Below are 16,615 nucleotides of genomic sequence, written 5' to 3' on the forward strand. Positions count from 1 at the left end.
GGCGACCTGGTCACAGCGGAGATCGACGGGGAGCGGCTCACCGACGAGGCCATCATCGCGTTCCTGCGCCTGCTGCTGCCGGCCGGGTTGGAGACCACCTACCGGTCGTCGGGCAACCTGCTGTACCTGCTGTTGACCCACCCCGAGCAGCTGGCGCTGGTCACCGGGGACCGCTCGCTGATCCCGATGGCGATCGAGGAGGGACTGCGGTTCGAGACGCCGCTGACGATGGTCATGCGGACCACCACCGAGGAGGTGGTCCTCGGCGGCAAGACCATTCCGGCCGGCGCGCAGATCGACATGTGCATGGGCTCGGCCAACCGCGACGAGCGCCGGTGGGCCGACCCCAACACCTTCGACATCCGCCGACCGCGCCAAGCCCACATCGCGTTCGCCGGCGGCATCCACATGTGTCTCGGGATGCATCTGGCGCGGCTGGAAACCCGGGTCATGCTCAACAGCCTGTTCGATCGTGTCAGGGATCTGGCCTTGGCTCCCGACGACGGCACGGGCGAGGAGCCCAAGATCGTCGGGCTCACCTTCCGGTCGCCGAACAAGCTGCCCGTCACGTTCGCCCCGGCCGCGTGAGGCGCGGTTGAGAAGCCGGGCAGCGGTCCTGCACGACGTCGGCGGCCCGTGGTCGGTCGAGGAGTTCGAGCTCGACCCGCCCCGCGCGGGCGAGGTGCTGGTCCAGATGGCCGCCGCCGGCCTGTGCCACTCGGACGAACACATCCTGCAGGGCGACATGTCGGCACCCAACGAGGTAATGCGATCGCTGGGCCTGCCGACGATGTTCCCGACCATCGGTGGCCACGAGGGCGCCGGCATCGTCCGCGAAATCGGCAGCGGCGTCACCGGATTCGCTCCCGGTGATCACGTGGTCATGTCGTTCGTCGCGGTGTGCGGCCAGTGCCGATGGTGCGCCACGGGGATGGAATACCTGTGTGATGCCGGCATCGGCACCATGGTTCCCGGCATGCCCACCGACGGCACGTTTCGCCACCACACCGCCGACGGCCGGCCGCTGGGCCACCTGGCCAAGGTGGGCGCGTTCGCCGAACACACTGTGGTGTCGACTGATTCACTGGTCAAGATCGAACCGCACCTGCCGTTGGCGCCCAGCGCGCTGCTATCGTGCGCCATTCCCACGGGCTATGGCTCCGTCACGAATCGCTCGGGCATGCGCGCCGGTGACACCATCGTCGTGGTCGGGGTGGGCGGGATCGGAACGGGCGCGGTGCAAGGCGCCCGCATCGGCGGCGCCGCGGCCGTCGTCGCCGTCGACCCGGTCGAGTTCAAACGCAAGTCGGCGCTGCGGTTCGGCGCCACCCACAGCGTCCCCACGGTCGCCGAGGCCGCGGAGGTGGTGCGGGAACTGACCTACGGGGTGATGGCCGACGCGGTGGTGGTGTCGCCGTCACTGATCGCGGCCGGTGACGTCCGGGACGCCCTGGCGCTCACCCGCAAAGGGGGGACGTGCGTGCTCACCGGCATGACCTCGCAGCTGACCCGATCGGTCAAGATCGACCTGCAGGACTTCATCTTGATGAACAAGACGTTGGCGGGCACCGTCTTCGGCTCGTGCAACCCGAGGGCGGACATCGCCCGCTTGGCCACCTTGTATCAGACCGGCCAACTCCAGCTCGACGAGATGATCACCAAGCGCTACGCCCTCGACCAGATCAACGACGCCTACGACGACCTGCGTAACGGCGAGATCATCCGCGGCGTCATCGATTTCGGGATCGGCTGACGGCGCCGCCTACATCTTGATCGCGGGAATCAGCCTGCTGAGGTTCCACAGCCGGTCCCTTCGCGCCGACAGGCACGAGATTACCAGCGCGACAGCCGTTATCCCGATCAGCACGATGACCGCCTGCCACAGCCTGGCGTCGATGCCGCCGAGGATGAGCTGGCGCAATCCGTTGACGCCATAGGTCATCGGGTCGAAGCGGTGCAGGACCTGAAACGGCCGCGACGTGGTTTCCACGGGATACATGCCGCCCGCGCTCACGAGCTGCAACATGAGCAGCGCCATGATCAGCACCCGGCCCACTGCCGGACCGACGAGCGCATTGATCGCCTGCGTGGCGGCGACGAACGCGGCGGAGATCAGCACCATGAATATCAGCATCGCGACCGGATGCACGGCGTGCATCCCGAGGGCGAATCGGACCACGCAGTAAAGGACCGCGGCCTGGCACAACGCGATCGCGGCAGCGGGCAGGTAGCTGGCAAGCACCACGCGAATCGCCAGCACCTCCGCGGCGATCGGACGAGTCTGCAAGGGCCGTAACACCATCCACAGCACCAATGCGCCGAAAAACAGGGCGAGCGTGAGGAAGAACGGGGCCATCCCGGTGCCGAAGTTGGGCGCGGCGTTCTCATGCGAAGCTTCGAGTTGCACCGGACCACCGATGGTGTCGGCGACCGAGTCCTTTTGCTGGCTGGTCCAGTTGGGCACCTGCTTGGCACCGTCGGCAAGCTTGGTCGCCAGCTCGGCCGACCCCGCCTTGAGTTGGTGTGCGCCGTCGTCGAGCTTGGCGATGCCCTCGGCCAATTGTGCGTTACCGGTGGACACTTGCTGGGCTCCGTCGCGCAGCTGGGTGAGCTTGTTGGTCAGCTCCTGTCCCTTGTTGCCCACCTGGTCGAGCCCCGACGCGAGCGGACTGCCGGGATTACGCAACCCCGACGTCAGATTGATCGCCGCGTTCTGCGCATCGACGAGCTGTTGGCGGATCTGCGGCGTGAATTGGTGACCCCGGAGTTGATCCTGGACGCCGCGCAGGTTGTTCGCCAGCGGATCCTGCCGTGCGGAAAGCTGATCGATCACCGACGTCAGCGAGTTCGCGGCGGCGTCCTGTGCCGCGGAGATGGCACCGATCTGGTCGTTGGCCTGCGTGAGCGCGGCGGCACCCTGTTGCAATTGCTGCGTGCTGCCGCCGATTTGCGACAACGCCTTGGTCACGGCGAGCAGCGGGTCGGTGGCCTGGTTGATTCCGTCCGACAGTTGCTTGGCACCGGCGGAAAGCTTCGCCGAGCCGGACCGCGCGGTGTCCAGGCCGGCCACCAGCTGACCGGCCCCGTCGTCGAGTTGCGCGGCCCCGTCCGCCGCCTGCTTGATCCCCGATCCGGACGAAATCACCACCGACAGCAGCTGATTGACGGCCTGCCCCGAGATCCGGCTGGATACCGCGTTGAGCACCTGGCCGAGGGCGGTGCGACCGATACTCGTCGAGATGTAGTTGTTGGCGTCGTTGTAGACGGCGATCAGGTTGGCCTTCTTGGGCTGCCCCGTCACCGGTGACGCGATCGCCGCGCTGAAGTCCGGCGGCAATTCCACCATGAAGTAGTACTGGCCGTGGTCGACCCCGTTGCGCGCCTCGGCCAAGTCCACCACGTGCCAGTCGAGGCCGCCGTCCGCGGTCAGGCTTTTGGCGATCTCCGCGCCCGCGTTGAACTGCTGCCCGGACACGACGGCGCCCCGGTCGGAGTTGACCAGCGCCACCGGCATCTTGTTGGTGTGGCCGAAGGGATCCCAGAACGCCCACAGGTACAGCGCCCCGTAGACCAGCGGCAGCAACATCAGCACGACGATCGCCACGCGCGTCAACCGGCTGCGACCGAAACGCTTGATCTCCGAGCCGAATGCGAGTCCAGCCAACATCGTCAATTTCCTCCGGTCAGGACGCGGCGATCGTGAAGCTCGTGCTCGGGTGCGTCGGCGCCGAGCGGATTGGTCACCCCGACGACGACGGTGCGCTGCTGGGCGATCACGCCCAGCCGTTCCACCGCGGTCGCTCGCCGGGAGTTGTCGCGCACTTGCTCGAGGTCACCGACCACCAGCAGCGGACGATTCGACAGCAGCGCGAGCGTGATGCGCAGTAAAAAGAGTTCCAGGTCCGACAATTCGACGATGTAGGTGTCCGAAGACGGCGGCGGCATGTCGCCGAAGACCTCCGTCAGCTCGGCCTGCCCGGCTTGCAGCGGCACCAGCGAATACCACGGCGCCAACCACCGGCGTTGCTCGGCGAGGACGGTCGCCACGGTCACCGACTCTTCGAGTTCATCGATGTCGTCGAACGCCGCGATCGCGCACAGGCGGCGGATCGCGCGTGGCGTCGTTTCGCCGAGCACGCTCAGCGTGCCGTGACTGGCCTTGAATCGTCCCGCCAGCGTCAACAACAGCGTCGTCTGACCGGGACCCCCGGGCATCTGGATGGCGTGAAATCCGGGCGTCAAGGCCAAGTCGACTCCGGAGAACAGCGGCCCGTGCTCACCGTCGACCCCCAACCCGGCGGCGGTGATCACCGGTGCGATGTCGTCTGGTTCGTTGGCATCCATGGTGTGGCTTTCCCTATTCGCCCGAAACCGGGATCGATTGCAGCAGTGCGGTGATCAGCCGCGAAAGCAGGTCGGGGTTGATGGTTCCCGGACGCAGGACCTCTTCCATCGCGACGCCCAGGTTGAGGGTGACGACGAGCTGCGCGATGTCGGTCAACCGCCGGTCGCCCGGCACGGTGTCGCTCGATTCGACGATGCGCAGCGCCTGGCCGGCCGCGGCGCGCCGGCGCTCGATCAGGCGGTCTCGAAGCTGTGGATCCCGCTGAGCGCGCAGCCAGTACTCGACGAGCAGCACGTAGTAGTCGGAATGGTCGCGGACCGAGTCGAGCACCGACCGGCTCACCTCGCGCGCGGCGGCGCCGGTGTCGCCATCGCTGCGGTCCAGCGCTATCGCGATCTGCTCGCCGCGCGACTCGAACTCGCGGTCGAGCAGAGCCAGAAACAGCTCGTCCTTCGATTCGAAATTGGAATAGACCGCACCCTTGGTGAAGCCCGCGGCCTGACCGATCGCGTCGATGGTGGCGCCGGCGAAACCCTCCGCGGCGAACACCTTCGCCGCCGCATCCAGGATCCGGTCGCGAACCTCGCCCCGGGTCGGGCGGGTGCGCAGCGGTTTGACGGGCGACATGTGCAGCAGCATACCCGTCAGTATCGTTTCGATACTAGTCAGTATCGCAGATCTCCCGGGCCGGCGTGCTCAGCCGAGCCTGGCCGCGGTGCGCTCCCACAGGTCGGCGGCCAATCGCGGGTCGTTCGCCAGGCGACTGGTCTTGGCGATCTTGCGCTTGGCGTAGTACGCGCCGGGCGTCCAGTCGGCCACGGGCGCGCTCGACGCCAGCCGCACCAACGGTTCGGCGCCCTGGTCCGGGGTGGAGATGAACAGCACCGCCGGGGTGTGCCGCTGCATGAAGACCAGGAATCGCGACCCGGAGGCGACGCCGATGTTGGAGTTGACGTTGCCGGGATGCACGGCCGCGACGGCAAGGCCGCCGACATGGTAGCGCCGGTGTAATTCCTTGGTGAACAACACGATCGCGAGCTTCGAAAGCGCGTAACCGGCGGCAGGCCGGCGGCTGGCGGTGTTCTCCAAGTCGTCGACGCCGGCACGGACGATCAGCTTGTGCGACGAACTGGTGGTGTTGACGATCGTGGCGCGGGATTCCAGCAGCACGTCCAGCAAGCTCGTGGTCAACAGGAACGGCGCGAGATAGTTGACCTGATAGGTGCGTTCATAACCATCGGGCGTCAGCTCCACCGTGCTGGCCATCCCGCCCGCATTGTTGAGCAGGACGTCGATGCGCGGGTACTGCGAACGCAGCTTGTCCGCGAGCGCCCGCACCTGGGACAGGTCGGCGTAATCGACCACGAAGCAGTCCGCGTCCAACTCGGCGGCCACCGCCGCGGTCTTCGATGGGGAGCGGCCGACGACGACGACCCGATTGCCGCTGCGGCTGAGGCGCCGCGCCGCGGCCGCACCGATGCCGTCGCTGGCACCGGTGATGACTACCGTCCTGCGCGTCATTGCGAGACCTCCAGGCCGGAGTGTAGCGAGCACGCGGTAAGCGGGCCGCTCAGCGACGGGAATTGGACCGCAACTCGACGTCGAAGCTCTGACGCGATTCGCGCAGGGCCGCTGCGGTGTTGGCGTCGCCGCAGCGGATCTCGCAGAAGTAGCGAGCCAAGAGGCCGCTTAGGTCAGCGCGTAGCGCACCGGCAGGTGCTTGAGGCCGCCGACGAAAGTGGTGGCAGTCAACTCCGGATCAGCCTGCAGCTCAATGGATTTCAGTCTGGGCAACAGCTCGGTGAAGAAGCTGCTGACCTCCATTCGGGCCAGGGCGGCACCCATGCAGAAGTGCACGCCATAGCCGAAGGCCAGATGCTTGTTGGGGTCACGCCCGACGTCGAAGCGGAACGGCTCGGCGAAGACGTCCTCGTCGCGGTTGGCCGAGACGTACGACAACAAGACCGACTCCCCCGCGGCGATCCGGACGCCGCGCACGGTGGTGTCCGCGGCGGCGGTGCGCATGAAGGCCTTGACCGGCGTCACCCAGCGGATCATCTCCTCGACCGCCAGCGGCATGAGGGTGAGGTCGTCGCGCAGGCGGTCGAGCTGGTCCGGATTCTCGATGAACGCCTGCAAGCCGCCGGAGATGGTCGCGCTGGTGGTGTCGTGACCGGCGGTGGCCACGATCAGGTAGTAGGAAACCGTCTCGATGTCCGACAACGGTTCGCCGTCGATGCGGGCGTTGGCGATCGCCGACGCGAGGTCCTCGGTCGGGCGCTCACGGCGCGCGGCGGTCACGCCGTTGAAGTACCCGAACATGTCGAGCAACGCCGGCAGCTGATCGTCGTTCGTGGCGCCCCGCCGGTATTCGGAGTCGTCGCTGCCGAACAGCTCCTGGGTGAGGGTGAGCATGCGGGAAAAGTCCGCCTCGGGCAAGCCCAGCAGCGACATGATCACGTATAGGGGGTAGTTGACGGCCACCTCCTGCACGAAGTCGCATTCGGGGCCGGCCGCCAGCATCTTGTCGACGTAACTTTTGGCCAGCTCGTCGACGCGCATCTTCATCGCGCATGGCCTTTGGCCGAAACCAGTCCGAGCCGATCGCCCGCACCACCCGGTGTTGCGGATCGTCGAGGTGGATCAACGTGCGCACGCCGGCGGCGGCCTGCAGGTCGTCGCCGGCCGCGGTGGTCAACACCGGACGCGGCCAGTTGGTGAACAGCGTGTTGTCGCGTTCGATGGCCATCACATCGGCGTGTTTGGTGACCGCCCAGAATGGGCGGTACCCGGCCACCTCGACCCGCGACACCGGCGCCCGGGCGCGCAGGTGGGTCAGCGCCGCGTGCAGCGCCCGTTCGTCGGTGTAGGCATCCGGATCGGCCAGCGCGTTAGCGGCTTCGTCCACAGTCGTTGCGGTCACCGGACTCCTTTGGCGCCAAGGCCCTTGCCGGGTCCATCGACAGTGTGGGCAACTTTACCGTAAGCAATTCAGTATGCAAGGCCGCAGAGCCCGCTCGGACGTCCGGGACGGCACGAGGTAGGAACAGAGGATGACGAAATCGCAGGGCTGGGACGAGACGTTGGCCGATCTCGACCGTCGTCGGCGGCACGCGCGGGCGATGGGTGGCGCCGAACGGCTCGACAAGCACCGCGGCCGCGGCAAGCTCGACGCCCGGGCTCGCATCGACTACCTCCTCGACCCCGGCAGCTTTCGCGAGATCGGCACCCTGGCCGGCGGCGAGATCGCCGCCGACGGCGTCGTCGTCGGATCGGGCCGGATCAACGGGTCCCCGGTGATGCTGGGGGCGGAGGACTTTACGACCCTGGCGGGCAGCATCGGCCCGGGTAACAACGCCAAGCGATTTCGCATCGCGGAATTGGCGCTGCGCGACAAGATTCCGTTGGTGATGCTGCTCGAAGGCGCCGGGTTCCGGGCGGCTGAGGAACACTACGGCCGCACCCCGACGGACCTGCTCGCCCAAACTCAGTGCTCGGGTCGCGTCCCCACCGTCGCCGCGGTGCTCGGGCCGTCCGCCGGGCACGGCGCGTTGGTCGCTCCCGTCTGTGACTTCCGGATCATGAGCGCCCAGGGTGCCATCTTCACGGCCGGGCCGCCCGTGGTCAAAGAGTCGACGGGAGAGGACGTTTCGAAGGAGGAGCTCGGCGGACCCGGCGTCGCCCTGCCCAGCGGGGTGATCCACAATGTCGCCGAATCCGACGAAGAGGTGCTCGACGACATCCGCCGTTACCTGTCCTATTTCCCGCCCAGCGGGTGGTCCTACCCGCCGCCCGCGGCCGACCCGGGCGAGTCGAGCGGCCCGCGGCAGACCCCCGAGTTGCTCGACATCGTCTCGCGCGACAACCGCCGCGGTTACGACATGCGCGCGGTGCTCGACGTGGTGTTCGACCGGCCGGACTGGTTCGAAATACAACCGCGGTACGGCAGGGCGATCATCTGCGCACTCGCACACCTCGGCGGCCAGCCGGTCGCGGTGGTGGCCAACCAGCCGCAGGTGCTGGCGGGCTCCATCGACGCCTCCGCCGCGGACAAGGCGGCGCATTTCATCATGGTCGCCGATTCGTTCCATCTGCCGCTCGTGTTCCTCGCCGACAATCCCGGCATGTTGCCGGGCAGCCGGTCCGAACGCGCCGGGGTGCTGCGCGCCGGTGGGCGGATGTTCGCCGCGCAGACGGCGGCGACCACGGTGAAGCTGCACCTCACGCTGCGCAAGGCGTACGGGTTTGGCTCGATGGTGATGTCGCTGCTGGGCTTCGACCATCAGGTGGCGACGTTCGCCTATCCCGCCGCGACGATGGGCGCCATGAGCGCCGCGGCGCTCAGCCGCGCCGCCCACGCCGGCGAGGACCTTTCGGCCGCGTTGCGCGACGCCGAGTTGCAGGCGTCCTACCGGTCGGCTGAGCGGCTGGGGTTCGACGAGCTGATCGACCCGCGCGAGACCCGCGACGCGCTGTTGGCGGCCTTGCTGCGCGGCATCTCGGCGCGGCAGGCCGCGGCCGAACCGGTGAGCCGGACCGTCATCCTGCCGTGAGGCCGGACCGGTACGTCGCCACGATCGGCTCGAGCTCATCGGGCGTCGCGCCGTGCATGATGACCGCGTCGGCGCCGTAGTCGAATTCGCGACGGATCCGGTCCACGCACTGACCGGCCGAGCCCGTGGCGGCGGGCTCCAGCCATGCGTCGGGGATCAGCGTGGCGATGTGCTCGATCTGCTCCGGGGTGCCCTTGTGGTCGATCCCGCCCGCGATCGAGGTGACCACCGGGTCCTGCCGAAACCGTTGCAGCACAGCAGGATCCCAGTCATTCGTGCGGACCAACAGATCACCGTAGCCCTGCAGGTAGGTGGCTAGGCGCGCGACGGTCTTCTTCAGCCGCAGGTGTTCGGGCAGGTGGTCGCCGACGGTGGCCAGGCACGACCAGACCCGGACGTCGGAAGGGTCACGGCCCGCCCGCTCCGCGGCGGATTTGACGGTCGCCACACAGCGTTGCAGCGTCTCGGGCGTGAAGTAGGTGTGCAGGATGACGTCGTCGAAGATCCGGCCGCCGAGTTCGAGGGTGTTGGGTCCGAACGCCACCAGCGCCAGGCGGATGTCCTCGTCGAAGTCCGGGTCGAGGAACAGGATGGGATACTTGCCCATCGGCCCGTCGTGGTTGAGGATCAGCTCGCCGCGCCAGAGCCGGCGCATCACCTGGGCCCAGTCCTGCATCTGCGCCGTCGTGATCGCCGGTATGCCGAAGGCGCCGTAGATCGCGGCGATGCCCCTGCCGATGCCCAGCGTGAAACGCCCGCCGGAGAGCCGATGCATGGTGGTCGCCCACGACGCGGTGATCAGGGGGTGCCGGGTGTTGTGATTGGTTGCGGCGGTAGCGATCTGCATGCGGTCGGTGACCGCGCACGCAGCCCCGACCAAGGACGAGGCCTCCTTGACGTTCCAGCGCTCGGAGATGAACGCGGTGCCCAAACCCAGTTCCTCGCCGCGGCGGGCCTCGTCCATCAACGACGCCGGGCCCGCACCCCCGGCCCCGGCCAGCAAGTAGAAGCCCAACTCGTCGAGCGCCCGCTCACTCACGTCCACACTCCTTGCCCTGAAACCGCAATCCGACACCCCGTCGCGTCAATCTGGCGCCGCATCGGCCACCTCTCGCAGGAAGCGGCGGGTGACCCCCTGCACCCGCCGGGAGAACACGTGTCCGACGTGGCTGCCGTCGTACCAGTAGAGCTGGCCGTTCCAACGTTCCTGCAGTGCAAGGGCGGGCCCGCGCATGGCCATCCGGTCGTGCCACGCCCCCACGATCAGCCGGCGGTGCGGCGGCGGCTTGGGCGTGACCGCCAACGGGTCGATGACCGACGTCAACGCGGTGACCTCCGGCGAGGCCAGCAGCGCGCGGAACTCGTCGCGGGAGCTGCCCCAGCGTCCCAGGTGCCGGGCGATCATCGCGTTGAGCCCGAGGATCGGCGTGTACAAGGCCACCGCGTCGACGCCGTCCTCCAAGTGAGAGACCAGCGTGGCGACCGGGGTACCCATCGAAATGCCGGCGACGACAACGGCATTGGCCTGCGGGCGCACCCACCGCAGCACCGCGCGCACCTCGGAGACCACCCGGATCATTCCCGCGACGTTGCCCAGCGGGTCCATGTCCGGGTAGGTCGGCCATTCGCGGCGCCGGCAGCCGTGGCCGGGTTGCACCGGCATCGCGACGTTGTAGCCCAGCTCACGGTGGATCCGACCGATCCGGGACAGCACGAGGTCCTCGGCCCCACCCTGCCCGGCGCCGTGCACCCACACCAGCCAGGGCCGCGGCCCGTCGCTATGCCGGCACAGGTGCACCACGGCCCTGGCCGGGCCGCCCAGCCCGTCGGCCTCCAGCGTCGCCGGCAGCGCCGGATCGTGCTCGAAGGTCATCCGCTCGTAGGCCAGTCCGGCGATGCTGCGCCGCCGCAGCGAGGTCACCCGCAGGGGCGCCGGGTCCGCGTGGGCGCCGTCGACGCCGAGCGACGCCAGCTCCTCGGCCGCCGCGGCGCAGGAGGCGAGCGGCCGCACCGCCGCCGGGTTCCGGCCCAGCACCGAAAAGCCGCTCAGCACAAGCTCGTCGAGCATGACCTCGCCGAACTGCCGGGCCCCGCGCGGCGACAGCGCCGACCAGCCGGTCGATTCGTGCAGCCCGATCAGCGTGCGCGGCGTCAGCAGGCTCAACTCGCGAGCGATGTCCGTGGCGACCCCCAACCCGCTCAACGCCTTTGACGACACCTCACCCACCTTTCCCTGGCACCGCGCGCTGCGCACCACCTACCACCGATCAGCTGAAACCTATACTGTAACCAAATTAGTATCGGGCGCCCGGGGCCGCGACGCGGCCCGCCGGGCGGGCTCAATCGAAAGGACGCGATGACCGACACCGCGCCGCAAGTCCGTGGCGGATTCCCCGAGGTAAAGCCCGTCACGGATGCGCCGGAGGAACTGGGGCCGTTCATCGCGGCGCTGCGCCGCCTCCAAGACCTGACCGTGTCCACCAAGCCGGACGCCGCGCAGTGGGCGGCCGCAACCGCACACCTGCGGGGCGCCTGCGCGCTGCTGGACGGCCATCAGGTCCCGGAGACCGAGGCGGTGGCCGGCCGGGTGCTGAGCTTGCCGGGGCTGGCCCACCCCCTGATGCCGCCGTGGCTGGTGACCGACTTGGGGCCCGACGGCGTGCAAATGGCGGGCCACTTCAGCACCGCGCACGTCGGCGGCAACCGCGCCGTGCACGGCGGTGTGATCCCGCTGTTCTACGACTGGCTCTTCGGGATGGTCGTCACTTCCGCGGGCGTCCGGCCGACGCGCACGGCGTTCCTGCACGTCGACTATCGCAACATCACCCCGATCGACCAACCGTTGACCGCCTGGGGCGGCGTCAATCGCGTCGACGGCCGCAAGGTTTTCATTGACGCTACTATGACAGCCGCCGATGGCACCGTGCTGAGCGAGGCCAACGGCCTGATGGTTCGTCTGCTGCCGCATCAGCCGTGAGGGGAACGATGTCCGACACCGCAACGCAGTTCACGGTGCCCGCCGTCGCCAGGGGCGTCGCCGCCGCCATCGGGGACCGCGAGCTGCTGATCCAGGGCGAGCGACGATTCACCTACGCCCAGACCATCGCGCGGGCGGAGCACCTCGCCGCCTACCTGCACTCCCGCGGGCTGGGCTGCCACACCGAGCGCGCCGCCCTCGCCGGGCACGAGGTCGGGCAGGATCTGTTGGGCCTCTACGCGTACAACGGCAACGAGTTCGTCGAAGCGCTGCTCGGCGCTTTCCAGGCGCGCGTCGCGCCGTTCAACGTCAACTTCCGCTACGTCAAAGCCGAGCTCGCGTATCTGCTCAACGATTCGGCAGCGACCGCGCTGCTGTATCACGCCGCCTTCGCGCCCCGCGTGGCCGAGGTGCTGCCCGAGCTGCCGCAGCTGCGCGTCCTGATTCAGATCGCCGACGAATCCGGAAACGAATTGCTTCCCGGCGCAGTCGATTACGAGGACGCTATCGCGACCGGGGCGCGGCTGCCGGCTCCGCAGCTGCACCACTCGCCCGACGACTTGTACGTGCTCTACACCGGCGGCACCACGGGCATGCCCAAGGGCGTGCTGTGGCGGCAACACGACATCTTCATGACGTCCTTTGGCGGGCGCAACCTGATGACGGGCGAGCCGTCGAACTCCCTCGACGAGATCGTCGAACGTGCCGCCGGGGGCCCCGGCACCAAACTCATGGTCCTGCCGCCGCTGATCCACGGCGCGGCCCAATGGAGCGTCATGACCGCGCTCACGACGGGGCAGTCCGTCGTTTTCCCCACGGTGGTCGACCATCTGGACGCCGACGACGTGGTGCGCACCGTCGAACGCGAGAAGGTCTCGGTGGTGACCGTGGTGGGCGATGCGATGGCGCGCCCGCTGGTCACCGCCATCGAGAAGGGGATCGCCGACGTGTCATCGCTGGCGGTCATCGCCAACGGTGGTGCCCTGCTGACCCCATTCGTCAAGCAGCGGCTGATCGAGGTGCTGCCGAACGCCATGGTGGTCGACGGCGTCGGGTCCTCGGAGACCGGCGCGCAGATGCACCACCTGTCGACGGCGGGATCGGTGGCCACCGGCACCTTCAACGCCGGACCGGACACCTTCGTCACCGCCGAGGACCTGACCGCGCTGCTGCCGCGGGGGCATGACGGCATGGGTTGGCTGGCGCAGCGCGGCTTCGTCCCGCTCGGCTACAAGGGCGATGCGGCCAAGACGGCCAAGACCTTCCCGGTGATCGACGGCGTCCGCTACGCCGTACCGGGCGACCGGGCGCGCCACGGCCGCGACGGTTCCATCGAATTGCTGGGCCGCGATTCGGTGACCATCAATTCCGGTGGGGAAAAGATCTTCGTCGAGGAGGTCGAAACGGCCGTCGCGTCGCATCCCGCGGTGGCCGACGTCGTGGTCGCGGGCCGGCCCAGCGAGCGGTGGGGTCAGGAGGTGGTCGCCGTGGTGGCGCTGGCTCCCGGCGCCAGCGCCGAGCCCGCGGATTTGGTGGCGCACGCCGCGCGGACGCTGGCGCGCTACAAGCTTCCCAAGGAGATCGTGTTCCGTCCGGCGATCGAGCGCAGCCCATCGGGGAAAGCCGACTACCGGTGGGCGCGCGAGCAGGCGATCACGGGTTGAGTCGGCGGCGGATCGGATCGGATCGGGGTGAGGACATGGGCGCGACGATGACCAAAGTGATGGCCGGCTTCCGGGTCTTGGAGGTCGCACAATTCACGTTCGTGCCGGCGGCGGGAGCGATCCTTGCCGACTGGGGCGCGGACGTCATCAAGGTCGAGCACCCGGCGCGCGGCGACACCCAGCGCGGCTTTGTGAACATGGGCGGCATCCAGGTGGATCCGGAACGGCATCCGCTGATGGAGCACCCCAACCGCGGCAAACGCAGCGTCGGGATCGACGTCTCCACGCCCGGTGGTCAGGAAGTGCTCTACGAGCTGGCCAGGACCGCGGATGTGTTCCTGACGAATTACCTTCCCGCGCAGCGGCAGAAACACAAGTTCGACGTCGAGCACATCCGGGCGGCGAACCCCGACATTGTGTACGCCCGCGGGTCGGCCTACGGCGACAAGGGGGCCGAGCGCGACACCGGCGGCTATGACGGAACGGCGTTCTGGACGCGCAGCGGCATCGGTTACGCGCTGACACCCGAGGCACTGGGTGGCGCACTGGGACAGGGCATTCCGGCGTTCGGTGATTCGATCGGCGGCATGTTCATCGCCGGCGGCATCTCGGCCGCGCTGCTGCATCGCGAGCGCACCGGCGAGGCCGTGGAGCTCGACGTGTCGCTGCTGAGCACGGCGTGGTGGGCGGCGGGGGCGAGCGTGACGCAGGGCATGGAAACCGGCGAGGTGATGCGCACGCCCATGCCGGGTTCCGGTGCGTCGGTCAACCCGTTCATGGGCAACTACACCACCGCCGACGGCGGCACGATCAACCTGTGCATCATCAGCCCGACGGGCCTGATCCGCGACACCTTCGAGCACCTCGGCATCCCCGAGGCGGCCGACGACCCGCGGTTCTCCGATGTGCTGCCGCTGATCCAGAACGCCGACGCGGCCTCCGCATTGATCGCAGACGCGTTCCTGGCCAAGCCCTTCGACTATTGGCGACAGCACCTCAAGACCATGAAGGGTCAATGGGCGCCGTTCCAAAGCCTCATCGACCTGGTCGACGACGAGCAGGCCCTGGCCAACGACATGATCTGTGAGGTGGAACTCGCGGCCGGCGGAAGGCCGTTCCGCGTCGTGCGTGGGCCCGTCCAGTTCAACCACGAGCCGCTGCAGACCACCAGGGCGCCGCAGGCCTCCGAACACACCGAGCTGGTGTTGATGGAACTCGGGATGGACTGGGATCGGATCGAGGAGCTCAAGAAGGCGGGCGCCATCGCGTGAACCACCGGGCGGGCCACCGCGAAACCTGCTGCGCGCCAAGCGCATTCTCCGCGGTGGCGGCGGCCCGCTAGCCGAAAGTCCCGCCCTCCCGGGTGGCCACCAGCTCGCCGACGTGTTTGGCGCTGGCGCCCGGGTCGCCGCCGGCCAATGCCCAGCCACGGGCCCGCACCAGGTAGGCCGCCGCGGCCGCCTCCACCGAAACGCCGAGACCGCCTTGGACATGCGCCGCCATGGTCGCCGCCCTCGGCGCCTCCTCGGCCATGAACACGTAGGCCGCGGGCGCCAGCTCCGGGCGTTCGTGCGGCTCGTTGTCCAGAAACCAGGCCGCGCGGCGCGCGAGATTGCGGCCGCCCTGCACGGTGATCGCGATGTTGGCCAGCGGATGCGAGACGCCCTGCAGCGTCGCGATCGGCACACCCAGCGTGTAGCGGGTCTTCGCGAATTCGGCGGCGATGGTCATGGCCTGCTCCACCAGGCCCACCAACGCCGCGGCGGTCAACACCCGCCATTCGTCCAGCGCCCGTTGATATTCCGTGACGGCGCCCGGACCGCCGGCCAGGACGGTGCGGGTTTGCGCGGCCGCCGGATCCACCCAGGCCATCGGCAGCCGGCCGACGTTGTCCACCCTGGCCGGTGGGCCGCCGAACGTCAGCGAAACGATCTCGGCACCGTCGCGCATGACGACCTGCTCCGCGATCGACCCGCTGGGCAGCAGCCGGCTCCCGAACTCGGTGTCGTGCTGGGGGTCGAACGCGGCGAGCCGCCTGCCGTGGACGACGTCGGAGTCGACGGCGCCCAGCCGCGCCAGCAACCGCGCGGTACAGACCTGGTCGATCCACGGAACGGGGGCCAGCGACCGGCCGATCTCCTCAGCCACCAGTGTCAGGTCGACCAGTGTCGCACCGTCGCCGCCCGCCGACTCCGCCACGGCCATGCTCGTTGCGCCCATGGCGCACAACCGGTTCCAGAGATCCGCGTCGAAACCGGTCTGCTCGGCGGCGCGAACCGTGTCGATCGTGCAGTGGGTGTCGAAGAAGTCGCGATACGCCGCCTGCAGCGCCTCGTGGTCGGACGTCAGGCTGTAGTCGAGCCTGCGCAGCTCATAGCGGTCCATCCTCAGCCTTCCTCCCGGCCACCGACGAAGAGATCATGGGCGCGATGTAGCTGATTGTCGAGCGCGGCGGGGGCTCGGTACAGCTCGCGCGCGCCCGCGGGCCGCCCACCGGACCCGAACGGCTCGCCGGGCGAGGGCCCGGCCGCACTGTGGTGAGCACTGTGGTGAGCGCCACCCCCCGATCACGTTTCCCCGCCCCGCGGTCGCGGGAAAAGTCCATACAGATACCCAACACCAGGGAGGGAAAACACATGGTGGACGTCAAGAGTGGGCCGATCGAGCTGATCCGCGGCATCGTCGAGGATGTCTTCGGGAAGGCCAAGGAGATCATCGGCACCGTCATCGGCCGCAACGACCTCATCGACGAGGGCAAGGCCCAGCAGGACAAGGCGGAGGCGCAGCGCGACGCTGCCAAGAAGGAAGCCGCCGCCGAGAAGGCTCGCGGCAAGGCCAAGGCGGAAGAGGCCCGCCAGAAGGCCGAGCAGTAGCAGAACCCAGATGCGAAAGGCCCGGCTGCGACATGCGGCCGGGCCTTTCGCGTTCCCGCAGGACCCGCCGCGCGATGTCGGTCAGGCATCGATCAGGCCCAGCCGCCGGTAGGCCCGCTCCAGTTGCGCCTTGGCCTCGGGAGGCAGCTCCGCTTGCGGCGGTCGTGAGTGCGGATAATCCCCGACGGGCAGGCCCAGCAGCG

At 68.6% G+C, this 16,615-nt stretch carries 14 protein-coding genes and 2 pseudogenes; 7 read left to right on the forward strand and 9 right to left on the reverse strand.

The features are described from left to right. Together A5714_RS02840 and A5714_RS02845 are read left to right on the forward strand one after the other, a co-directional pair. A partial coding sequence (locus tag A5714_RS02840) for a cytochrome P450 (RefSeq protein ID WP_156747148.1) occupies nucleotides 1-588 on the forward strand: 588 nt, incomplete at its 5' end. A 7-nt stretch (nucleotides 589-595) separates the two neighbouring features. Beyond that, nucleotides 596-1,753, forward strand: coding sequence for a Zn-dependent alcohol dehydrogenase (locus A5714_RS02845; RefSeq protein WP_068282570.1), 1,158 nt, complete (start codon nucleotides 596-598; stop codon nucleotides 1,751-1,753). Between the two features lie 9 nt (nucleotides 1,754-1,762). On the opposite strand, the gene A5714_RS02850 is transcribed toward A5714_RS02845, so the two are convergent. From A5714_RS02850 to A5714_RS02870, 5 genes and pseudogenes are all read right to left on the reverse strand, one after another. Next, complete coding sequence (locus A5714_RS02850) at nucleotides 1,763-3,667, reverse strand: YhgE/Pip domain-containing protein (RefSeq protein ID WP_068282573.1); 1,905 nt, start codon at nucleotides 3,665-3,667, stop codon at nucleotides 1,763-1,765. 2 nt (nucleotides 3,668-3,669) lie between these two features. Next, nucleotides 3,670-4,344 carry a hypothetical protein gene (locus A5714_RS02855; RefSeq protein WP_068282575.1) on the reverse strand — a complete coding sequence of 225 codons (675 nt, stop codon included), beginning with the start codon at nucleotides 4,342-4,344 and terminating at the stop codon, nucleotides 3,670-3,672. A 13-nt stretch (nucleotides 4,345-4,357) separates the two neighbouring features. Beyond that, a complete protein-coding gene (locus A5714_RS02860; protein ID WP_068072987.1) occupies nucleotides 4,358-4,984 on the reverse strand; it encodes a TetR/AcrR family transcriptional regulator in 627 nt (208 codons plus the stop codon). Nucleotides 4,985-5,041: 57 nt separating this feature from the next. Next, nucleotides 5,042-5,866: an SDR family NAD(P)-dependent oxidoreductase gene (locus tag A5714_RS02865; protein ID WP_068282578.1), complete on the reverse strand. Its 825-nt coding sequence runs from the start codon at nucleotides 5,864-5,866 to the stop codon at nucleotides 5,042-5,044. Between the two features lie 168 nt (nucleotides 5,867-6,034). Further along, a pseudogene (locus tag A5714_RS02870) lies at nucleotides 6,035-7,253 on the reverse strand (cytochrome P450). Nucleotides 7,254-7,398: 145 nt separating this feature from the next. Here A5714_RS02870 and A5714_RS02875 point away from each other — a divergent pair. Then, nucleotides 7,399-8,898 (forward strand): acyl-CoA carboxylase subunit beta, encoded by a 1,500-nt coding sequence (locus A5714_RS02875; protein ID WP_068282582.1) that lies wholly within the window; start codon nucleotides 7,399-7,401, stop codon nucleotides 8,896-8,898. On the opposite strand, the gene A5714_RS02880 is transcribed toward A5714_RS02875, so the two are convergent. Next, nucleotides 8,885-9,937: a TIGR03857 family LLM class F420-dependent oxidoreductase gene (locus A5714_RS02880; RefSeq protein WP_068282594.1), complete on the reverse strand. Its 1,053-nt coding sequence runs from the start codon at nucleotides 9,935-9,937 to the stop codon at nucleotides 8,885-8,887. The two genes, A5714_RS02875 and A5714_RS02880, sit on opposite strands and share 14 nt — an antisense overlap. A 45-nt stretch (nucleotides 9,938-9,982) precedes the next feature. Continuing rightward, nucleotides 9,983-11,116, reverse strand: a complete 1,134-nt coding sequence (locus tag A5714_RS02885) for a PHB depolymerase family esterase (protein ID WP_068282597.1) — start codon at nucleotides 11,114-11,116, stop codon at nucleotides 9,983-9,985. 138 nt (nucleotides 11,117-11,254) lie between these two features. Here A5714_RS02885 and A5714_RS02890 point away from each other — a divergent pair, with 138 nt between their 5' ends. From A5714_RS02890 to A5714_RS02900, 3 genes are read left to right on the forward strand one after another with little or no spacing between them, the layout of a single operon-like run. Next, the gene (locus tag A5714_RS02890) at nucleotides 11,255-11,875 is read left to right on the forward strand and encodes a PaaI family thioesterase (RefSeq protein ID WP_068282585.1); all 621 of its coding nucleotides are present in this window, start codon (nucleotides 11,255-11,257) and stop codon (nucleotides 11,873-11,875) included. An 8-nt stretch (nucleotides 11,876-11,883) separates the two neighbouring features. Beyond that, nucleotides 11,884-13,539, forward strand: coding sequence for an acyl-CoA synthetase (locus tag A5714_RS02895; RefSeq protein ID WP_068282588.1), 1,656 nt, complete (start codon nucleotides 11,884-11,886; stop codon nucleotides 13,537-13,539). Between the two features lie 59 nt (nucleotides 13,540-13,598). Further along, nucleotides 13,599-14,810: a CaiB/BaiF CoA-transferase family protein gene (locus A5714_RS02900; protein ID WP_068282600.1), complete on the forward strand. Its 1,212-nt coding sequence runs from the start codon at nucleotides 13,599-13,601 to the stop codon at nucleotides 14,808-14,810. Nucleotides 14,811-14,877: 67 nt separating this feature from the next. Here the strand turns inward: A5714_RS02900 and A5714_RS02905 are convergent, their stop codons facing one another. Next, nucleotides 14,878-15,924, reverse strand: a complete 1,047-nt coding sequence (locus A5714_RS02905) for an acyl-CoA dehydrogenase family protein (protein ID WP_068282591.1) — start codon at nucleotides 15,922-15,924, stop codon at nucleotides 14,878-14,880. A 251-nt stretch (nucleotides 15,925-16,175) separates the two neighbouring features. Between A5714_RS02905 and A5714_RS02910 the strand changes: the two genes are divergently transcribed. Beyond that, nucleotides 16,176-16,412, forward strand: a complete 237-nt coding sequence (locus A5714_RS02910; protein WP_068073001.1) for a general stress protein CsbD — start codon at nucleotides 16,176-16,178, stop codon at nucleotides 16,410-16,412. Nucleotides 16,413-16,493: 81 nt separating this feature from the next. Here the strand turns inward: A5714_RS02910 and A5714_RS25830 are convergent. Beyond that, nucleotides 16,494-16,615, reverse strand: a pseudogene (locus tag A5714_RS25830) (dihydrodipicolinate synthase family protein); the annotation flags it as partial.

The organism is Mycobacterium sp. E2462 (genome assembly GCF_001672685.1).
Lineage (GTDB): Bacteria > Actinomycetota > Actinomycetes > Mycobacteriales > Mycobacteriaceae > Mycobacterium.

What these genes read in the sequence shown, in the direction of transcription:
- A5714_RS02895 (WP_068282588.1), top strand. Translation starts at nt 11,884, where the DNA reads ATGTCCGACACCGCAACGCAGTTCACGGTGCCCGCCGTCGCCAGGGGC.
- A5714_RS02855 (WP_068282575.1), bottom strand. Translation starts at nt 4,344, where the DNA reads ATGGATGCCAACGAACCAGACGACATCGCACCGGTGATCACCGCCGCC.
- A5714_RS02850 (WP_068282573.1), bottom strand. Translation starts at nt 3,667, where the DNA reads ATGTTGGCTGGACTCGCATTCGGCTCGGAGATCAAGCGTTTCGGTCGC.
- A5714_RS02890 (WP_068282585.1), top strand. Translation starts at nt 11,255, where the DNA reads ATGACCGACACCGCGCCGCAAGTCCGTGGCGGATTCCCCGAGGTAAAG.
- A5714_RS02875 (WP_068282582.1), top strand. Translation starts at nt 7,399, where the DNA reads ATGACGAAATCGCAGGGCTGGGACGAGACGTTGGCCGATCTCGACCGT.
- A5714_RS02865 (WP_068282578.1), bottom strand. Translation starts at nt 5,866, where the DNA reads ATGACGCGCAGGACGGTAGTCATCACCGGTGCCAGCGACGGCATCGGT.
- A5714_RS02905 (WP_068282591.1), bottom strand. Translation starts at nt 15,924, where the DNA reads ATGGACCGCTATGAGCTGCGCAGGCTCGACTACAGCCTGACGTCCGAC.
- A5714_RS02910 (WP_068073001.1), top strand. Translation starts at nt 16,176, where the DNA reads ATGGTGGACGTCAAGAGTGGGCCGATCGAGCTGATCCGCGGCATCGTC.
- A5714_RS02900 (WP_068282600.1), top strand. Translation starts at nt 13,599, where the DNA reads ATGGCCGGCTTCCGGGTCTTGGAGGTCGCACAATTCACGTTCGTGCCG.
- A5714_RS02860 (WP_068072987.1), bottom strand. Translation starts at nt 4,984, where the DNA reads ATGCTGCTGCACATGTCGCCCGTCAAACCGCTGCGCACCCGCCCGACC.